General features: G+C 46.6%; 16 protein-coding genes. 2 read left to right on the forward strand and 14 right to left on the reverse strand.

Annotation, left to right across the window (positions count from 1 at the left end):
* Positions 1-41: 41 nt before the first annotated feature.
* The 5 genes from HJG39_RS17340 to HJG39_RS17360 are packed head-to-tail and all read right to left on the reverse strand — an operon-like array spanning position 42 to position 6,666.
* On the reverse strand, positions 42-1,349 hold the full coding sequence (locus HJG39_RS17340; protein WP_268411284.1) for a pectinesterase family protein: 1,308 nt from the start codon (positions 1,347-1,349) through the stop codon (positions 42-44).
* Positions 1,342-2,808, reverse strand: a complete 1,467-nt coding sequence (locus HJG39_RS17345) for a glycoside hydrolase family 28 protein (RefSeq protein WP_268411286.1) — start codon at positions 2,806-2,808, stop codon at positions 1,342-1,344. The genes HJG39_RS17340 and HJG39_RS17345 overlap by 8 nt, the downstream gene beginning before the upstream one ends.
* A complete protein-coding gene (locus HJG39_RS17350; RefSeq protein WP_268411289.1) occupies positions 2,786-3,799 on the reverse strand; it encodes an alpha/beta hydrolase in 1,014 nt (337 codons plus the stop codon). Before HJG39_RS17350 ends, HJG39_RS17345 begins: the two co-directional genes overlap by 23 nt.
* Positions 3,800-3,811: 12 nt before the next feature.
* Entirely contained in the window at positions 3,812-5,479 is a 1,668-nt protein-coding gene (locus tag HJG39_RS17355) for a glycoside hydrolase family 43 protein (protein WP_268411292.1), read from the reverse strand.
* Positions 5,479-6,666 carry a glycoside hydrolase family 88/105 protein gene (locus tag HJG39_RS17360; protein WP_268411295.1) on the reverse strand — a complete coding sequence of 396 codons (1,188 nt, stop codon included), beginning with the start codon at positions 6,664-6,666 and terminating at the stop codon, positions 5,479-5,481. Before HJG39_RS17360 ends, HJG39_RS17355 begins: the two co-directional genes overlap by 1 nt.
* 464 nt (positions 6,667-7,130) lie before the next feature.
* Between HJG39_RS17360 and HJG39_RS17365 the strand changes: the two genes are divergently transcribed.
* Positions 7,131-9,875 (forward strand): TonB-dependent receptor, encoded by a 2,745-nt coding sequence (locus HJG39_RS17365; protein WP_268411297.1) that lies wholly within the window; start codon positions 7,131-7,133, stop codon positions 9,873-9,875.
* A 76-nt stretch (positions 9,876-9,951) separates the two neighbouring features.
* Positions 9,952-10,710: a rhamnogalacturonan acetylesterase gene (locus HJG39_RS17370; protein WP_268411300.1), complete on the forward strand. Its 759-nt coding sequence runs from the start codon at positions 9,952-9,954 to the stop codon at positions 10,708-10,710.
* 30 nt (positions 10,711-10,740) lie between these two features.
* Here HJG39_RS17370 and HJG39_RS17375 read toward each other — a convergent pair whose 3' ends face one another.
* The 9 genes from HJG39_RS17375 to HJG39_RS17415 all read right to left on the reverse strand — a co-directional run bounded on the left by HJG39_RS17375 (position 10,741) and on the right by HJG39_RS17415 (position 20,913).
* Positions 10,741-12,075, reverse strand: a complete 1,335-nt coding sequence (locus HJG39_RS17375; protein ID WP_268411303.1) for a type II toxin-antitoxin system HipA family toxin — start codon at positions 12,073-12,075, stop codon at positions 10,741-10,743.
* Between the two features lie 12 nt (positions 12,076-12,087).
* Positions 12,088-12,333, reverse strand: coding sequence for a helix-turn-helix domain-containing protein (locus tag HJG39_RS17380; protein WP_268411306.1), 246 nt, complete (start codon positions 12,331-12,333; stop codon positions 12,088-12,090).
* Between the two features lie 151 nt (positions 12,334-12,484).
* Positions 12,485-13,789 carry a pectate lyase family protein gene (locus HJG39_RS17385; RefSeq protein WP_268411308.1) on the reverse strand — a complete coding sequence of 435 codons (1,305 nt, stop codon included), beginning with the start codon at positions 13,787-13,789 and terminating at the stop codon, positions 12,485-12,487.
* 66 nt (positions 13,790-13,855) lie between these two features.
* Complete coding sequence (locus HJG39_RS17390) at positions 13,856-14,761, reverse strand: sugar kinase (RefSeq protein ID WP_268411311.1); 906 nt, start codon at positions 14,759-14,761, stop codon at positions 13,856-13,858.
* On the reverse strand, positions 14,758-15,396 hold the full coding sequence (gene eda, locus HJG39_RS17395) for a bifunctional 4-hydroxy-2-oxoglutarate aldolase/2-dehydro-3-deoxy-phosphogluconate aldolase (RefSeq protein WP_268411313.1): 639 nt from the start codon (positions 15,394-15,396) through the stop codon (positions 14,758-14,760). The genes HJG39_RS17390 and eda overlap by 4 nt, the downstream gene beginning before the upstream one ends.
* Positions 15,396-16,856 carry a mannitol dehydrogenase family protein gene (locus tag HJG39_RS17400; protein ID WP_268411316.1) on the reverse strand — a complete coding sequence of 487 codons (1,461 nt, stop codon included), beginning with the start codon at positions 16,854-16,856 and terminating at the stop codon, positions 15,396-15,398. The genes eda and HJG39_RS17400 overlap by 1 nt, the downstream gene beginning before the upstream one ends.
* Before the next feature lie 4 nt (positions 16,857-16,860).
* Positions 16,861-18,276, reverse strand: a complete 1,416-nt coding sequence (gene uxaC / locus HJG39_RS17405; RefSeq protein WP_268411320.1) for a glucuronate isomerase — start codon at positions 18,274-18,276, stop codon at positions 16,861-16,863.
* 12 nt (positions 18,277-18,288) lie between these two features.
* Positions 18,289-19,770, reverse strand: coding sequence for a UxaA family hydrolase (locus HJG39_RS17410; RefSeq protein WP_268411322.1), 1,482 nt, complete (start codon positions 19,768-19,770; stop codon positions 18,289-18,291).
* Between the two features lie 129 nt (positions 19,771-19,899).
* Complete coding sequence (locus HJG39_RS17415) at positions 19,900-20,913, reverse strand: LacI family DNA-binding transcriptional regulator (protein WP_268411324.1); 1,014 nt, start codon at positions 20,911-20,913, stop codon at positions 19,900-19,902.
* Between the last annotated feature and the right edge of the window lie 181 nt (positions 20,914-21,094).

Below are 21,094 nucleotides of genomic sequence, written 5' to 3' on the forward strand. Positions count from 1 at the left end.
TTTCGTGATGAAGTTAATTTAAAAATAAAGATAGTTAAACTTCATAACCTCGGTTGCCAATCCCCTAAAACTTTGGATTTCTGGTAGTTCGCCACTTGAGCTTTTGGCAACTGAGGGCGCTGTTCATTAACTAATGCACCTGCACCAAAGCTGGCAAACTCGGTAAAGCGGGCGTCGCTAAGTGGCATAAATTGCTTGCGAGAACCGTCTTTTGCTGTGCCGCCCATACTGGCCCAACCTTGCTGGGCGATGTGTGCGTCCATATAGGTTTGAATGTAAGTGCTTTTGCCGATGGCAAAGGGGTTGGCGTAGCGTCCATCTTCAAAGGTCGTTGTTGGGTGCCAAGGGCGACCTAAACCAACGGAATTATCGGGTACACCTTGCTCTCGTAGCAATCGACAATGTAAGAAGGTTAACCCATAAGCATTGTCGATAAGGGTGCTAGGTGCGGTTACGTAGCCGGTAAATTTGTGTGGATGGGCGCGAGGCAGCGAAATCACATCAACTCGCTCGAACAGGGCGTTACCCTTGCCAAAAATAAAGTCTACATGTCCGTAAATATCCGAGTCGTACACGTAAGTACGTTTGCCCTGAACAAATAGGGTGTCTTGGTAGCCAAATAAGCGTACGCGATTAAGCAACACTTTGTCGGCGGTTTCTGCCACCTTTAGCGCCACGGCTTGCGTGCCTTTAATTTTGTCGGGGTGGCCTTTGGGGAGCTTATCTTGGCTTGGGTAATCAAAGCTGTTTTCGATGCTGATGTCGTGAAATTGTACGTCGGTTGCGTGAACTTCTACGGTGGCGGTACGAAAGGTTCCCCACGTTTCGCTTGCGCCTTCAGCAATGGCTTGCCCTGCGTAACGGTCAAAGTAAATGCGCGTTTGCTCGCGTCCAGCGCCAATAATTCGAACATTTGGGCGTGTCACGATAACGCGCTCTTTGTAGTTGCCGGGCATCACCAAAACGCGCCATGTTTTATTATCATTGATAGTGGCGGCATCAAGTGCGGCTTGAATACTTTGAAAGCGCGGAGTTGACGCTTTTTTATTGATATAGTGAACCGCGTTTTTATCCACATTCTCATGAGTATTTTCGTCGCTAATCAGGGTTGGGTTCCAATCTTTAGAAACAACGATAGCGTCGTATTGCGGCGATGCATTGTAAGACGGTAGTCTACTCTTTTCCAACCATGATTCGGCTTGGCTTGCTGATGCAGGTTGCGCTAATACCGCCTGTGCTAACCCAACTAACACAGCGAGTGCGAAAACAGGTGATGCGAAAGCGGCTTTGAGCATCGTTAGCTTAGGTGTAAACACCCTAACAAGCGCACATGAGAAATAACTACGCACTCGTCACCTCAAATGGATGTCCGTTAATGAAAATGTTCTCTTGTTTGATGTTGCCAACGTTTTCAACCACCGGATCAAACTCCACCTTTTCGATGGTGATGTCTTTCATGCTAACGCCGGTAATGGGCGTGTGCGGGTAGCCGCGCAACATGAAGGCGCGTTTGGCTTTCACCACATGTAGCTTTTCGATGCGAATGTCTTCCAGTACCGGCGTGAAGTTGCCGACATCCCCTTCTTCGTAATAGAAGTTGATGACCACGGCATCTTTGACTTGCCCGATGCTAATGTTGCGATAGTTCAGGTTTTGTAGGTGTCCGCCGCGAATCGAATTGGTTTTGATGCGAATGCCTCTGTCTAAATCTGGGCTGCTCATCACGCAATTTTGTGAGTATAAATTGCGCACGCCGCCGGAAATCTCGCTGCCAATGACAATGCCGCCGTGACCCGCTTTCATAGTGCAGTTGTTAATGAGAATATTTTCGCAAGGCTGAGCAACGCGGCGACCATCGGCGTTCCGGCCCGATTTAATGGCGATGCAATCGTCTCCAGTGTCGAAGGTGCAATCTTCAATAAGTACATCGGTGCAGCATTCTGGATCGCAGCCATCAGAATTTGGACCATGGCTATTACAGGTAATACCGCGAATGGTCACGTTTTGGCAAAGCACAGGGTTAACTAGCCAAAAGGGTGAATTCTTGATGGTGACATTCTCAATTAATACATTTTGGCAGCGATAGGGCTGAATAAAGGGCGGGCGCAAGAAGTTGTGATCAAACACGCGCTTATGAACCGGCACTTGTTGCTCTGCCATTTCTCGCAAAACGTCGCGAGTGAATTTTTGGTTGTCTGTTGGGTGGTCGCCCCACGGCGCTTCTTTCCATTTGCCTTTCCACGGCCACCATGTGTCGTTTCTGCCACCACCTTCTAACGTGCCTTCCCCGGTAATGGCAATATTGGTTTGCTCAAACGCATAAATAAGCGGGGAGTAACCCATTAATTCAGTGCCTTCCCAGCGGGTGAATACATAAGGTTTGTAACGCTCTGGTTCTGGGTAAAAGTGCAAGGTTGCGCCTTTGGCGATATGAAAATCAATGTTGGATTTTAGGTGCACAGGACCCGTGTAAAACTCGCCAGCAGGAACGACAACGCGCCCGCCACCCAATTCCGCAATATGTTCAATGGCTTGTTTGATGGCTTGGGTGTTGTCGTTTTCAATGCCTGTTTTCGCGCCAAACTCGGTAATGGAAATCGCTCTTGCAGGAAAGCGCGGTGCTTGAATGCGATCACGAATAGCTTGGGCTTCTTCACCCCATCCCGCGTTGGTTTGCCCTTTTTCGCCGCTGTGATTGGTGCCGAGCAGCGCTTGACTGGTGCATCCTGCCGCAGCAAAAGTGCCAATTAGTGCGGAACCCTTGCCTAAGGTTTTAAGCAATGTTCTACGGTTTAGGTTGATAGTCATGAGCGTCTCCCGTGAGCACGTTTTCTTTGAAAAATTGGTGAATGCGAACGGCGGTTTCCGATAAATATGGCTCAAAAAGCCAGAATGTGTGGATGATGCCGTTGTATTGATAATACTGATGGGCAATATCAAACTGCGTTAGCTTCGCAAAGGTTTTGTCTTTACCGGCAGTGAAGCGCATTTGTCCGCTGCTGATGACCAGCATGGGTGGCGAATTAGCGTGAATATGTAAAGCGGTTGAGGCTTGCTGCCACTTGTTTAACGTGTCTTCCATCGCGCCGCCAAACCAAAGGCCCGCAGCGGATTTTTCTTTGCGCTTGTTTTCCGATGCAATGGCGAGAGGGTGGGTGAAATCCAGCACGCCATCAAGATCAATCACGGCGTTTACATGGGTGTTGGCTTGTATGTTTGTCTCTGCTTCGCTATTGGGGGGGTGAAACCAGTCTTGATTAACCGTGTTGCCAATTAAAGCCGCCATGTGACCACCTGATGAGCCGCCACCAATGGCAATATTGGCAGGGTTAAAATCAAGCTCAGATGCTTGTGCTCTTAACCATGTAATCACGCGGTTTAAATCGGTTAGTCCGGCTGGATAAAGCGCTTCGGTAGACAAACGATATTCCGGTAATACAACGAGGTAGCCCTTTTGCGCTAGTAAGTTAGCAAGCGGGTAAAAGTGTGACTTGTTACCTGAACGCCAGCCGCCGCCGTGAACCAAAATAATGGCTTGGCGTAAGTTGCGCCCGTGAGGCATGAACAAGTCGGCATGAAGCTCGCGCTTTCCTATTGTGGCATAGGTTTGTTCAAAGCGAATAGCTTGGCCTTGTTTAAACACTAAGTCGGGCTTAATCAGTGTTTCATCTTGCTTTTTATAACGCTCGAAACGGCTTGAAGGAGTATAGCTGTCGTCAACTTCGTAGGTTTGTGCCGCAACAATGCTACTAGCGAAAAGGCTTAGGAACAGTGTTTTAATAACGATGGGTTTCAACATATACACAGCCTACTATTGCCAGAAAAGTGGAGTAAAACGTACATAATCGACATCCATATGGGCATTTTCGTTTTCAGGCTTTAAGGAAAACAACCCTGTTTTGGCACCAACCCAGCGTCCACGCCGCGCTTTAAATTGCTCACCAACAACCACAAAGCGGGCGTCTTTTTCGGTTTTGTAGCTAAAAATGGCTGTTGCATCAGAAGCCATTACATAACGCAATTCAACATCATTGCCCGATACTTCGCCGTAATCATGTACGTTTTCATTGCAGCCTTTGCGTGCGTTTCGGCATTGCACATAAACAAGATGAGGTTTGGCATCAATTTGTTTAATGCCCACCCATGCGTAATCTTCACCGAAGAGTAACAATCCGCCTTCAAGGTTGTCGCTTGATGTCTTTAAATTAATTTTAGCGCGAATATCAAATGTGCGCGCTGGAAGCTTTTGCAGCAATAACGAAGGTGTCATCCACAGATTGTCGCCCGTTTCCCTAATTTTGTTTTGACCCACTAAACGAAGCAGTCCTTTGTCCGGCATAAACCGATACCAATCATGGCTGAAATTGGCGTTCCATTGCCACTGGATTGCAAGCGCATTGTGATTAAATTCATCGCTGGTGGGCTGTACTTTTGTGGCTATTGGCAGCGTTGAGGAAATAGGTTTTTGATACTGATATACAGGTTGGCCTACTTGGTCGTTGTCTGGGTCGATACCGATTACCGGCCAATCGTTTTCAAGCCATGTCATCGGTTGTAAATGCACAATTCGACCATAAGCTTTACGTGATTGAAAATGCACGAACCAGTCTTCGTTTTGTTGGGTGTGAACCCATGCGCCTTGATGTGGACCGTTCACCAAGGTTGGGCCTTGTTCCATCACCACGCGCGCTTCATAAGGACCGGTAATGCGTTTGGCGCGAAAGACCGATTGCCAACCTGTTTCCACGCCGCCAGCAGGGGCAAATACATAGTAATAGCCGTTACGTTTATAGAACTTCGGGCCTTCCAATGTGCGATAGCCTGCCAAAGTATTGCCATCAATAATGTGGGTGTAATTAGGCTCGACTTTGGAGGCATCCGGTGTCATTTGATGCAAACTCAGCACATTATTGAATCCCGCACGGCTTTTTGCCCACGCATGCAGCAAATACGCTTTCCCATCGTCATCCCAAAGTGGTGTTGGGTCGATAATGCCTTTGCCTGCCAAAATAAGTTTGGGTTCTGACCATTTTTCAGCAGGATGCTTCGCCGTGGTGACATAAATGCCGAAATCTGGATCAGGGTAAAATATCCAAAACTTGCCATCGTGATAACGAATGTTCGGCGCCCAAACACCGTTTCCATGTTGAGGCGTAGCGAAAGTATTGTTCGGTACGATTTGTGGCAGCGCGTAGTTAATCAACTCCCAATTAACTAAGTCTGTGGAATGCAAAATGGGTAAACCCGGCGCGGCATTAAAGCTGGATGCAGTCATGTAGTAATGACCGTCAACTTCAATCACATCTGGGTCGGAATAATCAATGTGTAAGATGGGGTTTTGATAACGACCATCGCCTAAATCGGCAATATGCAATGGTGGTTGTGTGGTTTGTTGAAGAACGCTAGCACCTGCCTGCTGATAAACAGCAAGCAGGGAAAATGAAGCCAATAACCAACCTGAGTTCATGCGGTTTAACATTACTTATCTAGCTCCAATGCTGCTAACATAAACGGCCCAACACCTTTGGCATCGTTCGGGCGAATAGGCTCGCCTAAATAATATTCGTATGAACCGTCGCGATATGGGTTGCCGCCAAGCCCTGCCACTGCGCAAACTTGATTCAGGCTAATCACGTTGTTTTTAGGGTCAACGCTAATCATTTGGTCTTGCATGGCAGCAAAGCCTTTTTCCGCATAGACGCGATAATGGGCTGGTAAGGCACGCAAGTTAACAGCCTTAGCAATAGCGTAAGTCAGCATAGCTGTAGCGCTCCCTTCCAAATAATTGCCTTTTTTGTGTGCCATGTCAGTCACTTGATACCAAGCTCCCGTTTCATCCTGATATTTGACAACTTGATCCACAAAGTTGGTTAAACGTTGAATAAACCATTCACGTTTAGGGTGTTGCGTTGGGATGATTTCTAATACATCAACAAATGCCATAGCGTACCAGCCTAACGCACGAGACCAGTGATTAGCGGATAAACCGGTTTTCTTATCAGCCCAGCGTTGGTCTCTGGACTCGTCCCAACCGTGGCGTGGTAAGCCCGTTTCTGGTGCGTATAAATGTTTTTCGATGAGTTCAAATTGTAAGAATACATCGTTCAGCTCTTCTGGTTTACCAAAGCGCATAATGTACTCAGCATAAAACGGCGCCCCCATGTATAAACCATCCAGCCACATTTGGTATGGATAACGTTTCTTGTGCCAAAAGCCACCTTCTTTAGTGCGAGGGTGATCCTTAAGTTGATCGCGCAATGTTTGGGCGGCGAGTTTATATTTTTCGTCGCCGGTTTCATCGTATAAGAAGAACAGCACCTTGCCGGGGTTAATCATATCGATGTTAAATTTGCTTCTAACGTAGGTGTTGATGCTGCCATCGTCGTTAACAAAGCGATCGTAGTATTGCTGAATATAATCAAAGTATTTCTGCTCGCCGGTTTTCTTATAAAGCTTGGAAAAGGCCAGCAAATTCAATCCATGAACGTAATCCCATTGGGGTTTTTTATCCCAATCAATCATCCATGCTTCAGGGAAACGGACCATTTCAGACTCGGCCATTCGGACCGACCACTTTTCGGTGTTATCTAATGCAGCTTTAGCCTGACTGCTGAACGTCAGTAAAGATGCGGCGATAAAGACAATAACGGATAGGAGCTTAGGCATGATTAACTCTCGTTTATTAACATTTTTTAAATCAATTGCTACCGGTGGCATATTGTAATAGTCACCCTATGTTGTCAAGTTGTAAATTTTTATTTTATCATTCATAAAAGTGCGAAAAGTAACAATAACTAATTGAAATATAAGATTATAAAAATATTTTGAGAGTGCAATATTACACTGCTCAATAGCAAAGGATAAGGCTTTTTGCTGTGAACCGTTACAAATATCATACAAAATGATTGCCACCGGTAGCACGGAAGGTTAGGATGTAAATCAAATGTTAAGCCTAAGGCGCGGGAAACATGGCTAGAAATAGCAAATCGGTGTACTAGCACCGATGCGTTAAAGCGGTATCGGCCAAACATTAATAATGTCGTTCATTTCAACTCAAATCAAAACAACTACAATGCGATTCAGGTTGATGTGAAACAGTTTTAAGTTGAGAAATACTTGAGGGAATTCTCATGACACATGCGAAAACTTTGCGAAAAGCGCCATTAAGTGTAGCTATCGCTGCGATTTTATTGACTTCTTCCCACGTTCAAGCTCAAGCGGATGAGAGCGATGAGGAGAATAAAAAAGACATCGAAGTGATTCAGGTAAGAGCGAGTAGCTTTGCTGATAGTCTTGAAAAATCATTGATGAATAAGCGTTTCGAAACCAATTCGGTTGACACCATTTTGGCGGAAGATATTGCGGATTTCCCCGATCAGAACTTAGCTGAATCACTGCAACGTATTCCAGGGGTTGCTATTAATCGTGATGCCGGTGAGGGCCGTGAAATTACCGTGCGTGGTTTAAACTCCACCTTTACCCGTGTGCAATTAAACGGGATGCAAGCACAGTCATTAGCCGCAGGTAGCGGCGGTGTGCAAACAAGCCGTGGTTTCGATTTCAATGTATTTGCCTCTGAACTGTTCAATCAATTAAAAGTTTATAAAACCACTTCTGCGGAGTTAGAGGAAGGGTCACTTGGCGCGACGGTGGGCTTGCGTACTGCACGTCCTTTTGATTTCAGTGAGAAAGTCTTTGCGATTAATGCTCAGGCGTCTTACAACGACTTGTCTGACGAAACCGAGCCGCGTTTTTCTGGTCTTGCAAGTTATGTTAATGATGATAGCTCAATTGGCTTCCTTATTTCTGCTGCGGTATCTAAGCGCACCATTAAAAACGAAGGTGCGGATACCGGTCGTTGGGAAGATGACACATTTGGTGCATGTTCTGCGTGTGATTCGGATGAAGAAGTGGATCGCATCAGTCGCTCGTGGCACCCGCGTTTCCCTCGTTACTCTGATAAAACAGACGAACAAGAACGTATTGGTATTACTTCCTCATTGCAGTTTATCTTATCTGATAGCACAGAAGTCACTTTCGACGCCCTTTACGCCAACATTGATGCATCGCGTCAAGAACCTTTCATGCAGGCGATTTCGCTAGCGAGAACGAATGCGAATGGCGTACAACAGTCCGACGTCGTTGATTATGCTATCGACGCAAACGATACTATATACGCGGCGACAATAGCTGATGTTGATGTGCGCTCTGAATACTTCAATGCGGATTGGGAGTCCGAGTTCACGCAATTTAGTGTAGAGCTAGAGCACGACTTCAACGATGATTTAAAAATGAAGTTTTTAGCAGGTACGTCCAAATCAACTTTGGATAACCGCGAAAGCAGCGTCATTTTTGAGCATTACAGCGAGAACGATTCCCGTCGTTTACGTGATTATGCTGATGCGAGCTCAGCGGTAAGCTATGACTTCTCTGACATGACAAGCCCGGAGATTAGTTACAGCTTCGATACCACAAACCCTGACAACTGGGAAATGTCTGAATTCCGTGACCGTTTATACGATGCGGAATCAACGACGGATAATGTGCGTTTGGACTTTAGCTACTACTTAAACGACAACATCAAACTTAAATCCGGTGCAACTTACAAAGAATACAGCTACGAAATTGAAGGGCTTCGCGCTGATGCATCATTTGCCTCTGCCGATGAGCAAGATGGCACCGCAGATGGCGTTGCGTGTGGAATTGATCACATAGTTGATGGGTCCGACGGTAATGTCGTTAATTTTGGTGGTCAGTCTTTCTTCCAGCCGGGTGCAGCGCAAGTTGACGCATTTTTGGGTAGCGGTTGCTGGCCCTATGCGGTTCGCCCAAGCGATACGCGCTCTGTGACCGAGGAAAGCGAAGGCTTCTTTGTTCAAGCCGACTTTAATTACGATATTGGCGACACCGTATTGCGTGGTAACGTTGGTGTGCGTTACGTGAAAACGGATGTTAGCTCAACTGGTATCATTAATGGTACAGAAGAAGTCACCGTAGAAAACGACTACAGCGACTCTTTGCCCAGCATCAACTTAGCTTACGACATTACAGACGACATTATCATTCGTGCTGCTTGGGCCGAAGTGATGTCTCGTCCGAACTTATCGAACTTAAACCCCGGTGGTTCAGTGAGTATTTTCGGTGATCCTCGCGTGAGTTATGGCAACCCGTTCATCGAACCTTTCCGTGCCGATGCTACGGATTTGAGCATTGAATGGTACTTCGACGAAGGCGCTGTGTTCTCAGTGGCGTACTTCAAAAAAGAAGTGGACTCTTTCCCAACAACCGAAACCACCTTCTTACCTTGGCCCGAAGTGGGCTTGCCAGACAGCGTATTGGGTTCAGAGCGCGATAATCTAATCGGAGAAACCTTTGAAGTGCGTCGCAGCGTTAATGGTGAAGGCGGTGATTTGGATGGTTTTGAAATTCAGTATCAACAAAAGCTTAATTTCTTACCGGGTCCAGAGTGGATGCGTAAGTTTGGTGTTATCACTAACTTAACCCTAGTGGATTCAGAAGTGACTTACGGCAATGACCGCGTTGGGCCGCTTACTGGTCAATCCGATGAGTCAGCCAACTTTACCTTGTATTGGGAAAATGACGTTATTAGCACACGCCTGTCGGCGGCTTATCGTGGTGAGTTCTTCTCTAACTTGTCATCAAATGATGAGCGTAAGTGGCGTGTGGTGGATTCCAGCACTCACCTTGATTTCTCATTCAGCTACCGAGTGTCGGAAAACTTAAAGCTCACGCTTGAGGCCATTAACTTAACTGATGAGCCGATTGGTGAGTACATCGACCCACAAGCGCGTCGAATCATCACTGAACAAAATACAGGAAGACAATTCTTCTTGGGTGCGAGTTACAGAATGTAGTTTGCTCAGTAGTCATACCATGGTCATCAACGACGTGAGTCTAGATGGCCTTTTTTGTTTTTAAGGTAGGTCAAAAATGAAAATACTAAAACGCGCTTCATGGTTGCTTTTTATTGCGTTAAGCACGCAAGTGAACGCTGGTCACACACGACCAACATTGCATTTGGTGGGCGATTCCACTATGTCGAATAAACCTAACCTAGCGTATCCAGAACGTGGCTGGGGACAGCTTCTTCCGCAGTTTATTTCCCCTGAATTAGAAGTACGTAATCATGCCGCCAATGGACGCAGCACGCGCCGTTTTATTAACGAAGGTCGTTGGGGCATGGTGTTATCGGAATTAGGGAAAGGCGATTTTGTGTTAATTCAGTTCGGTCATAATGACCAAAAACAATCCGACCCAGCGCGTTATGCCTCGGTTGATACCGATTACCCCGCGTTTTTGAAACGCTACATCAAAGAAACCAGAGAAAAAGGCGCAACGCCATTAATCGCAAGCTCCATTTGCCGCCGTCACTTCACTCCAGAAGGCGTATTGAAGTTAACTTTGACCGATTATGCCGACGCGGCGCGTAAGGTGGCTAAAGAAGAAAACGTGGCCTTCTTCCCAATGAACAAACGCACCTGCGACTTTCTAAAAGACATTGGTGAGCCAGCAAGCAATCACTACTTTATTAAAGTGCCTAAAGATTTGTATACCCGCTATCCCGATGGCAAAAGCGACAATACCCACTTGAATGTGGTTGGTGCCGCGAAAGTCGCACAGTTCTTCGTTCGTGAACTTAAAGCGCAAGATCATGAATTGACGAAATACGTGTATCGCGATACGTTGTGAGCTTGATTATTTGGGCTAAAAGCGCTTACTTTAATGTAATTTAAGCAACGTTTTACCGACCATTTCCGCAATTTGAGAACCGACATTTTCATCGAATAATTCAGATGCTTCAGTGAAGGTTTTCTCTAGTGCAGGCTCAACATTGGACGTTAAATTCGCAATGATTGAGCCCACTGTATTTTCAGATAACACTAAGTATTTCCCATGAGAATACCAATGACGTTTTTGAATATCGTTCCATCGGTAATGGGTGTTTTTACTATGGACTTTCATTGCCATTTTGACTTTTTGCTTTTGAATGTTTCCCCCTTGCGAGTGAGAGGAGAAATACGGATAAGCACTCATCACATCGTACAAAGGTGTTAAACAAAAGCCGTTTGCTTGTAGAAAAATACTGAAGTTTTTTGCATGTCCATCAATGGCGGCTAATAGCCAAAAAGCGAGCTGGGTTTTAAAGAAGTATTCACGGTCAGTAATGGTGTGTTTGGATAGCTTAAGCACATTCATGATATCTAAAGCACTTGGGCCACCATGTTCTTCATATTTAGAGCCACTTGAACGGCCTAATGCTTGGCACATATCTTCTTGAGGTAAGCGGAGGATCTGTTCTTGATGAGTCTTTCGGTCAAAGCGCGCTACAACCAATACTTTTTGGTCTTCAAATTTATGAATCTCTGCGCTGGCTGTTGGAATGCCTAGGTGACGTAAAAAGGTTAAACAAAACCATTCGTTGTCGACGCTGCTGGAAAGGTTGAGCCCCATGTTTTCGTGATGGTAAATGGGGGGCTTAAATATATGCGTTGTTGGTGTTTTACTGTGAGGTTTGTGCCATTTTCCTTGCCACAAGGTTAATGCTGTTTTTTCCTGAGCGCCTGCCAGTGAGATCCTAAAATCGTCATTGCTATCCATACCCAAGGTATTATTGGTTCTGCTATTTCGAACTTGCTGGGCAATTTCAGCTTCAGAGAGCGGGGTAATAGCAAGTGTCTTTATCGAAGGTTGGGTTGAATTTGAAAGCGAGGTTTCCGGTGGTGTTTTCGTTAGCTCCAAAGCGCCAACGCAATCACCGCCGATTTGAGCCAGTAAATCAAACGTGCTTGTGCTTTGAGCACCTAGGCGGTCAACAATGCGCTGTCGTATTTTGTCATTATCGGGCAATAGATTATCAAAGTAGCTAGTAACGGCATTAGTTCTTATTTCTTCCGCTTGCAATGGAATGCTTAAGGAAATAGCCCTGCTGCCTTCAGTGTTTAACCAGCTCGGCGCATATTGAAAACAAAGGCGTCCTTGTTTTTGTCTTAGCTCTCCAACTAAATAGCCGTTCATCAAGCAATAAAGCGTACTTGTATGTGATTTTCTACCCATTGTTCCTGTCCTTTAGAATCCTAATGTTGTTGAGGGTACGTTGCCTGAGTCGTTTCGAAGAGCAGAAAGCTGAATCTCAAGCACAGCGCAAATCCCCAGTAACGTCTGTAGATTCACCTTTGCGGTATCGTTCTCAATCCGCGATATGTCTTTTTGCAGTAAACCCGCTTTCTCAGCCAGTACTGCCTGTGTCCATTGACGATTTTTACGTTCATCACGGATGACTCGGCCTAAATCTATTGGCGTGTTTAACTTCATACTATTCTCATCTAAGACGTTATTCAGTGGCTATACCAATTTGAGGATAAAATGATTTTATACCATAATCAGGATAAATCAATTTTATACCGTAATTGGTATATTGTGGAGTGTTATTTATGGAGGTTCGTTGATGGAAAGATAAATACAGTTATTTAGCCGCGAATTGGGCAAATTGCGTGAATTCGGCGCTGTATTCTTGCCAGCTTGAAATCATTTGCAGTTCAGAGTCGATGATACCGTTGTTTTTGATGCGCTTTGGGTCACGCACTTGTTGCAGTACACGCTGGTCAACGCTATCTGAAAAGGGTTTAGTTGCGCCAATGTTGTTGCTGTTGAGCACATAGTCATAAGTCTCCTCTGCGCTTAAGGTGCTTGGCTCTTGGTTTAATGGCTTGTGTCTGCGCCATTTTGTTATCAGTTCCAGAGTGGCTTTTGATTGTTGCGCTGTCGCTTCCTCAGCAACACCATCTACATGAATCTGAGGCAATGTGCTCAGATCCCCCGATGGGTACAAGCGCACTTGATTGCCTTCAATGTAAGCGGAACCTAAAGGGATGTCCGGCTTTTGCCAAAGTTCAAACAGCCAATTGACTGTAGAAGCGGGGCCGGCTTTGTACACGTTGTTAATCAGGTTGAAATGCCCGCCTTCCGCGCCGTAAGCGCTTTTGAACCCCCAATTGAAGACCACATTGTTACGCACATCGGTAAGCTCTTCATTTTGCGCATAAGGTGTACGCAGTCGGTAGCCATTAATGCGGGGATTACGGCTGGTGTGATGGGCAATCAGATTCCGCAAAAAGCTGGCGTTTGCGCCGCCCCAAATGCCACCATAACCGTGCTCGCCTTTGTCGTGCCCGGCGTTGCGTAAGCTCTGAGAAAGAATGCTGTTTTGCAGGGTGAAGTTTTGGTTGTTGTAAAACGAACCCACTTCGTCATTTGCCCAACTTAATGAACAGTGGTCAATGATGATGTCTTTTTGTCGCATTGCCGTTAACGCATCACCTTGCGGGCTGCCTTTACCGGGGCGAAAACGCATATGGCGAATAATAATCTGGTTAGCATCAATACGGGTTTCTGCACCGCTGACGACAATACCGCCCTTAGAAGTGCTGCCATCTAACGTGAGGTTATCGGCGTTAATGGAAAGGGTTTTATGAAGCTTAATAATACCGGATACATCGAACTGAATGTGGCGCGGATAAGGTTGCGTTACTGCCCAGCGCAACGTGCCTGTGGTAAGGGTTTTGGGGTCGTCTAAGGAAGTAACGTGCAATACTTTGCCGTGACTACCACCTTGCGTATATTTGCCAAAACCGAGTGCGCCTTCAAAGGCTAACGTTTGTGGAAATTCATCAGCTAAAACATTAGTGCTTAACGAGGAAAAGAGTAAGTTCGCGCCGAGTAGGTAAACTGACGCTAATTGACAACTTTTTCGCGGGTGATGGGCTTGCATAGTCGCACTCCAGTGAAATTGGATTTCGGCTTTCTAAAGACCAAAACGTGCAAGCCGAACGAGCGGCTACAGCGTTACATTAAAATTTTCTTTTGGAATAATCGCGCCCAGATAGCTGATAACATTGGCCGACACTTTTGCACCAAAGGCAACGGCATCGGTAAGGTCGCGTCCTTGTAAGTATGCTGCTAAAAAACCGCCGTTAAAGGCATCGCCTGCTGCGGTAGCATCCACCACTTTGGCAAGGCGCTCAACGGGCACAATGAAATACTCCCCACCACTTTGAATATGCACGCCTTCAGGACCTTTTTTAATCACAATGTTAGCGATATTAAACGGTGCTAAGTGCTGGAAAATATCGTCGTTGCTGGTGTGACCATAAAGCATTAGATGATCGTCGCTGCCGGGGAAAGCCAAATCGGAAATAGCGTAGGCTTTGTCGGTCCACAAACGTGCGTCTTCAGGATTTTTCCACAAGCGTTCTCGATAGTTAGGATCGAAAACAATCTTTGTGCCTTGCGCTTTGAGCCGGGTGAGTTGGCTGAATAATTTGTCACGTTGCGCATCGTCGAGAATGGCTAACGAGATGCCGCTGAAATAAAAGAGTCCCACGTCTTTTAAATCACTATTCATTACGTTGAGGGTTTGTTTGGCGGCAGAGTTATCGCGCCAGTAGGCAAAGGTGCGCTCGCCTTGGTGGTCATTGCGTACCATGTAAAGCCCAAGGTTGAGTGTTTCGCTGCGATATACATATTCGGTGCAAATTTCCTCTTCACCCATACGCAACATAAGCTCATCACTTAAAAAGTCGGAGCCTACGGTGGTCATGTAACTCACATGAGTTGCAGGCGCGCAACGTTTTAAGTAAATGGCCGTGTTGTAGGTGTCACCGGCATAGCTTTTAAGCATGGTGTTGGCATCTTTATTGATGAGTTCCACCATGCATTCTCCGAATATTACTATCTGTTTCACTGGACGTTCTCGTTGTAAAGGGTGATCGCTTCAGCACAACTTTGAGTGATACTTTGCCAATCTTCTGCCTCTACCTTGTCTTGTGGGATCATCCATGAGCCGCCGACAGCAAACACATTCGCCAAGGGTAAATATTGATTGATATTTTGCGCTGATACACCACCAGTTGGACAAAACTGAATGTTTTGAAAAATAGAACTAACGGCTTTTAAGAAGCCTGCACCACCATTTAGGTGAGCAGGGAAAAACTTGAGTTCGGTTAACCCGTATTCGCTCGCCATCAGAATATCGGAAGGGCTGGCGGTTCCCGGAATAAAAGGAATATCGGCTGCCATTAATGCATCAAGCAAACGTGGGCTGACCGTTGGGGTAACGATAAACTGGCTGCCCACATCAATGGCTTCTTGCACCTGTGCTTCGTTTAGCACTGTGCCCATGCCGACGATCATATCGGGGTACGCTTCGCGGATGGCGGTAATGGCTGCGCCAGCCGCATCGGTGCGACGTACTACCTCTAAGTTGGTTAACCCACCGGCTCTGACCGCGCCAGCAATCGCCACTGCTTGCTCAGGGCTCTTCGGTTGAAGAATGGGCAAGATAGGGGCACCGGTAATGACTGAACTGATTCCTTGCATTATACATCTCCTAAGCAATCGCTAAGATTGGCTTCATTTAATGAGGTCAACGTGTTGAGTTGTGTGAGCACGGTTTCGCGGAACTCGGTGTGATCAACCAAATCGGCAAACACCGCATCTAAATTCAAAATGGCGTTGCCAAGTTGTTGTAGGTCGCCTTTGTGGGTTTCAGCAAGCGACAACAAGGTGCTCGAGAGTGGGTCAACCAACTCAACGCCGGTTTCGTGTCGCCATGCAATGAAACGAATCCATGCAGCTAATGGCACGCATAAACAAGTGATGCTGCGCCCTGCGGCAAGGTTGTCGCGAACGGTATCTAAAATTCTAAACGGCAGCTTTTGGGAGCCGTCCCACGCAATTTGCGCTAACAAGTGGCGAATGTGACGGTTGTGATAGCGCTGTGAAATTTCTTCAGCGTATTGCGGCAAATTCATATCGTCGGCACCGGCAATAGAAGGAATGATTTCTTCTAGCAATAAACGACGGATGAATTGCGCTAATGCTGGCTGGCTAATGGCATTGTAAACGGTATCTAACCCTGCAAGGCTACCAATGTAGGCAAGACTTGAATGAGTGCCATTTAAAATACGCAACTTGGCTTTTTCGTAATTGTGAACATCGTTTGTGAAGGTGACGCCTACCTTTTCCCATGCAGGACGCGGGCCGCTGAATTTGTCTTCAATGACCCATTGGGTGAAGCCTTCACGTTGAATGGGCCACGCATCGGTTAGGCCCATTTTCTCCTGCGCTAGTGCAATCAGTGCTTCGTCGGTGGCAGGCGTAATGCTGTCGACCATGGTATTGGGAAATGCAATATTTTCTTGGATCCACAACGCGAGTTCAGGCTCGACTAAATTAGCAAAAGCCAGCACGGCTTTGCCGAGCTTATCGCCGTTGTTGGACAAGTTGTCGCAGCTAATAATGGTAAGCTGATCTGCGCCGCTGATTTGGCGTTGTCGCAAAACAGCAACTAATAAACCAATAGCAGAAATGGGGGATTCTGGGTTGGCTAAATCATGTTTGATGTCGGCATGATGAACATCTAAATCACCCTGACCATTTAAGCAATAGCCTTTTTCGGTAATGGTGCTGGAAATGATGTGTGTGCTAGCGGCGCACATGCTTGCCATTACCTGCTCACGTTGTTCATTGAGCACGAAAATATGATTAAACGCACCAATGACTTGCATATAAGGCTTTTCATCAAGCACGACTAAAGAGTACAAGTTGTCTTGTTCTGATAACTTTTCTTGTAAGCCTTTACTACGCATGGAAACCGCATCAATTCGCCAGTTACCGCCGTGCTTCATGGCCATGTCGGTATATACAGCCTGATGCGCACGGTGAAATGCGCCGGGACCTAAGTGGACAATGCCGGTTTCCGTCGACGCCAAGTCGTATTCCGGCGTAAGAACGGTTTGTGGCAGAGTTGATAGCGTGTTTTTGCTCAATCGCGACATGAAATTACCCTAGGTTATACGCTTTTTTGGCTAAGTTGTAAGACAACTGAACGGCTAAATCAGCCGCTTCTGACTCGCTCACTCGGTGTTCAACAACAAGCTGGGCAAGGAAGCGGCAATCAATGCGACGAGCTACATCATGACGCGCAGGAATGGATAAAAACGCGCGGGTGTCGTCGTTAAAGCCAACGGTGTTGAAGAAGCCCGCGGTTTCGGTGACTTGGTGACGGAAGCGCAACATGCCTTCTGGGCTGTCGTGGAACCACCACGCAGGGCCTAATTTCAAGCAAGGATAATGGCCCGCAAGAGGGGCAAGTTCCCGCGCATAAACGGTTTCATCTAAGGTGAATAAAATGATGTTTAAACGCGGGTCGTTGCCGTACTTATTAAGCAACGGTTGCAGTGAGCGCACGTAATCCGTTTGCATGGGAATATCGTGGCCCTTATCGCGACCAAATGCTTTGAATAAGGTTTGGTTGTGATTACGGAACGACCCCGGATGAATTTGCATGACCATGCCATCTTCAATGCTCATACCGGCAAGTTCGGTAAGCATTTGCCCACGGAACAATTCTTGTTCTTCTGCGCTTGAGTCGCCGCTAATTACACGCGCAAATAAGGCTTCGCACTCTGCTGTGGAAAGGTCGGCGGTGAGTGCAGTCGGATGACCGTGATCGGTGGCGGTTGCGCCATGTTGACGGAACACTTCTCGACGAATTCGCAAGGCATTGAGGTAGCCGCTCCAGCTTTGGGTGTTTTCGTTGGTGAGTTCACCTAAACGTGCAATGTTATCAACAAAATCTTCGCGAGAAGCGTCGACCACATCGTCTGGGCGGAACGTGGTGATAACGCGTTTATCCCAGCCTGTGCCTTGCATTTCGGCATGATGTGGAAGTGTGTCCAACGCGCCTTCTGTGGTAGCGATAACTTCAATATTGAAGCGATCCATTAACGCTCGTGGTTTGTATTCGGCTTTGGTTAATTCCGCGGTGATGTGGTCGTAATATTCCATAGCGTTGTCACTGCACAGCATATCGCGCAAACCAAAGACATCATGGAAAACGGTATCGAGCCACATTCTTGAAGGCGTTGCGGCAAACAAGTAGTAATGGTCTGCAAAAATTTGCCAAATTTTACGTGGGTCGGATTCGGTTGCACCGCCATCCCAACGCGGAATACCTAACGATTCAAGGGAAATGCCTTGGCTATACAACATTCTGAACACGTAGTGATCGGGCAGAATAAATAGCTCTGTGGCATTGCCAAAGTTTTCGTTGTAAGCGAACCATCTCGGATCGGTGTGACCATGTGGACTGATAATGGGGAGGTCCTTTACAGATTGATAAAGCGCTCTGGCAACATCGCGAGTGGCTTTATCAACAGGGAAAAGGCGATCTTCATGTAAAAGTATTGGTTTCATAACAGTCTCTTCTTATAGGGTTACGCCGCGCTTCCAGATGGCGATTTCGTGGCTACCATTTTTCTCATTACAGGTCAGTTGACCAGATGCGGTGTCGAGGCATTGCTGGAATAACTGAGCGGCACAATCATCAATGGACATACCTTGTAAAATTTGTCCGGCATTGAAGTCGATCCAATGTGGCTTTTGCTCGGCAATACGTGAGTTTGACGAGATTTTGATTGTCGGCACGGGAAAGCCTAACGGCGTGCCGCGTCCGGTGGTGAATAACACAATGTGCGCGCCACTCGCCGCTAATGCGGTTGAACTCACAGCATCATTGCCCGGCGCTTGTAATAGCGACAAGCCTTTGCTGTGAAGCGGTTGACCATATTGCAACACGCTGTTCACTGTGGCTTGCCCACCTTTTTGTACTGCACCTAAGGATTTCTCTTCTAAGGTGGTGAGGCCGCCAGCTTTATTGCCCGGAGAGGGATTTTCATAAACAGGCTGCTTGTGGTCGATAAAATATTGTTTGAACGCGTTCACTAAATCAACGATTTGGCTAAACGTGTTTTCATCTACCGCGCGGTTCATGAGCAATTGCTCTGCACCAAACATTTCTGGTGTTTCGGTAAGAATGGCTGAACCTTCAATTTGGGTGATGAGGTCGGTCATACGCCCAACCACAGGATTCGCAGTAATTCCGCTAAAGGCATCGCTGCCGCCGCATTTCATGCCAAGCACTAATTCACTGGCGGGGACAGGCTCGCGAGTGTCTTTTCGCATTTCCGTTAACATGGATTCAACCAAGGCGATGCCTTCATCTACTTCATCGATCACTTCTTGAGAATTAAAGTAACGAATACGTGCCTGAGGCTGATCGATAAGCTCCAGCATCGAAGAAAGTTGATTGTTTTCGCAACCTAAACCTACAACTAACACCGCGCCAGCATTGGGGTGAGAGGCTAGGGCGGCAAGAATGGCGCGAGTATCGGTTAAATCATCACCTAGCTGAGAGCAACCAAAAGGGTGAGTAAAGGCACGAAAGCCATCGCATACGTTTTGGAATTTTTTCTCGCACTCGGCAGCAATTCGCTCGGCGGTGCGGTTGACGCAGCCAACGGTATTAATAACCCAGACTTCGTTGCGAATACCCACTTTGCCACTTTGGCGACGGTATCCCATAAAGGTGGCATCGCTTGGTTGTGTGGCTTTTGGCTCTGATGCTTGGTATTGATACGTTTCTTGGCCGGTGAGTGCGGTTTTCAGGTTATGGCTATGCACATGGTCGCCAGCGGTGATGCTATCGGTGGCATTTCCGATTGGAAAACCGTATTTTACGACTAACTCACCTTGAGTAATGGATTGCAGCGCCACTTTGTGTCCGGCTGGAATGTCGTCGTTTAGGCGAATACCAAATTCGGGGAGATGAGTACCCGCGTCAAGAGGCTGTGTTAACACGCCAACATTGTCGTTTGGATGAACTCGAATGACTAAGGTTTGCTCAAGCATGGTTGTTCTGTTCGCCTATAGTTGTGTTTCGTCTCAAATGTTTACTCAACGAAAACAGTTTGTTTACACAAATGCTACCGGTGGCATTTTAGTTGAGAAAATGATCTCAATCAATATTCAAGTGCGGGTTTATGACTTTTTAGTTGATTCTCGGATAATAAGGTGCGGCTTTACAAGGTAATTTTCTTCGACCTCAGCCTTCTTGCCTTTTAACATGGAAATAATTTTATGCGCGGCGAGAGAGGCCATTGAGGTCACTGGGCGACGAACAGTGGTAAGCGACGGAATGATTCGAGAGGCCAATAAGTTGTCATCAAAGCCCACTACGCTGAGTTCTTGTGGTACGGGAATCCCCATTTCATGGGCGACTTTTAAAACTCCTGCTGCCATCTCATCGTTGTTAGCAAAGATTACCTGTGGGCGAGGTGTTTGTATGAGTAGTTCTCGCGCGCATTCAATGCCGCTTTCATAACTGTTTGCGCCTTCCACAATACGGTGTGGAGGGACATCAACGTTAAGTTGCGACAAGGTGGTACAAAAGCCTTCTAAACGTTCAATGGAAGAGTAATAACGTTTTGGTCCACTAATCACGGCAATATCTTTGTGTCCTAAAGAAACAAGGTATTTTGCCAAGTCGCTTAGGGCGGCGCGATCATCGGATACCACAATGTTAGCGTGGTCATCTAAATCCACAGAAGCCATACGCACATATTTGATTTCTTTTTCTCTTAACGCTGCGGCAAGCTCCTTTGATTCGGACACAGGAGGCAAAATAATAAGGCCATCAATATTGGAACGACTAACGAATTGGATGCATTTTTCAATGAAGTCATCGCTTGTGTAACTGCAAGGATGGACAACCAGTTCGTAATGTTGTTTAGCACAGATTTCGAGTACACCACGTTGAACTTGATCGATGTACAAGGCGTCTGGGTTGTCATACACCAAACCAATCAGGTACGAACGGCTTGCTGCCAGCCCTCGAGCTTGTTTATCCGGAGAAAATCCCAATTCATCAATGACTTGCTGAATGCGTTCTCGCGTTGCTTTACTGACATTGCTGGCACCGTTAATTACCCGAGAAACAGTGCGTTTAGATACACCTGATTGAAAGGCTACGTCATTAATCGTTGGCTTCTTCACCGTGACATCCTAATTCGTTATGTAGGAAGCTTAGAGACCTTAACAATGCTGTTTAAATTGCCTCTAACTTGATAAAGCCCAATTTCGTGCGAAGTTAGGTATAACATTTGAAGGTTAAACCGAAGGCGGTGAGTTGTTCATACTCACCGCTATTGAGCCTAGATTGGGCCGATTGCGTCGA

The sequence above is a fragment of the Alteromonas sp. a30 genome, assembly GCF_026788005.1.
In the GTDB taxonomy this organism is placed as follows: Bacteria; Pseudomonadota; Gammaproteobacteria; order Enterobacterales; family Alteromonadaceae; genus Paraneptunicella.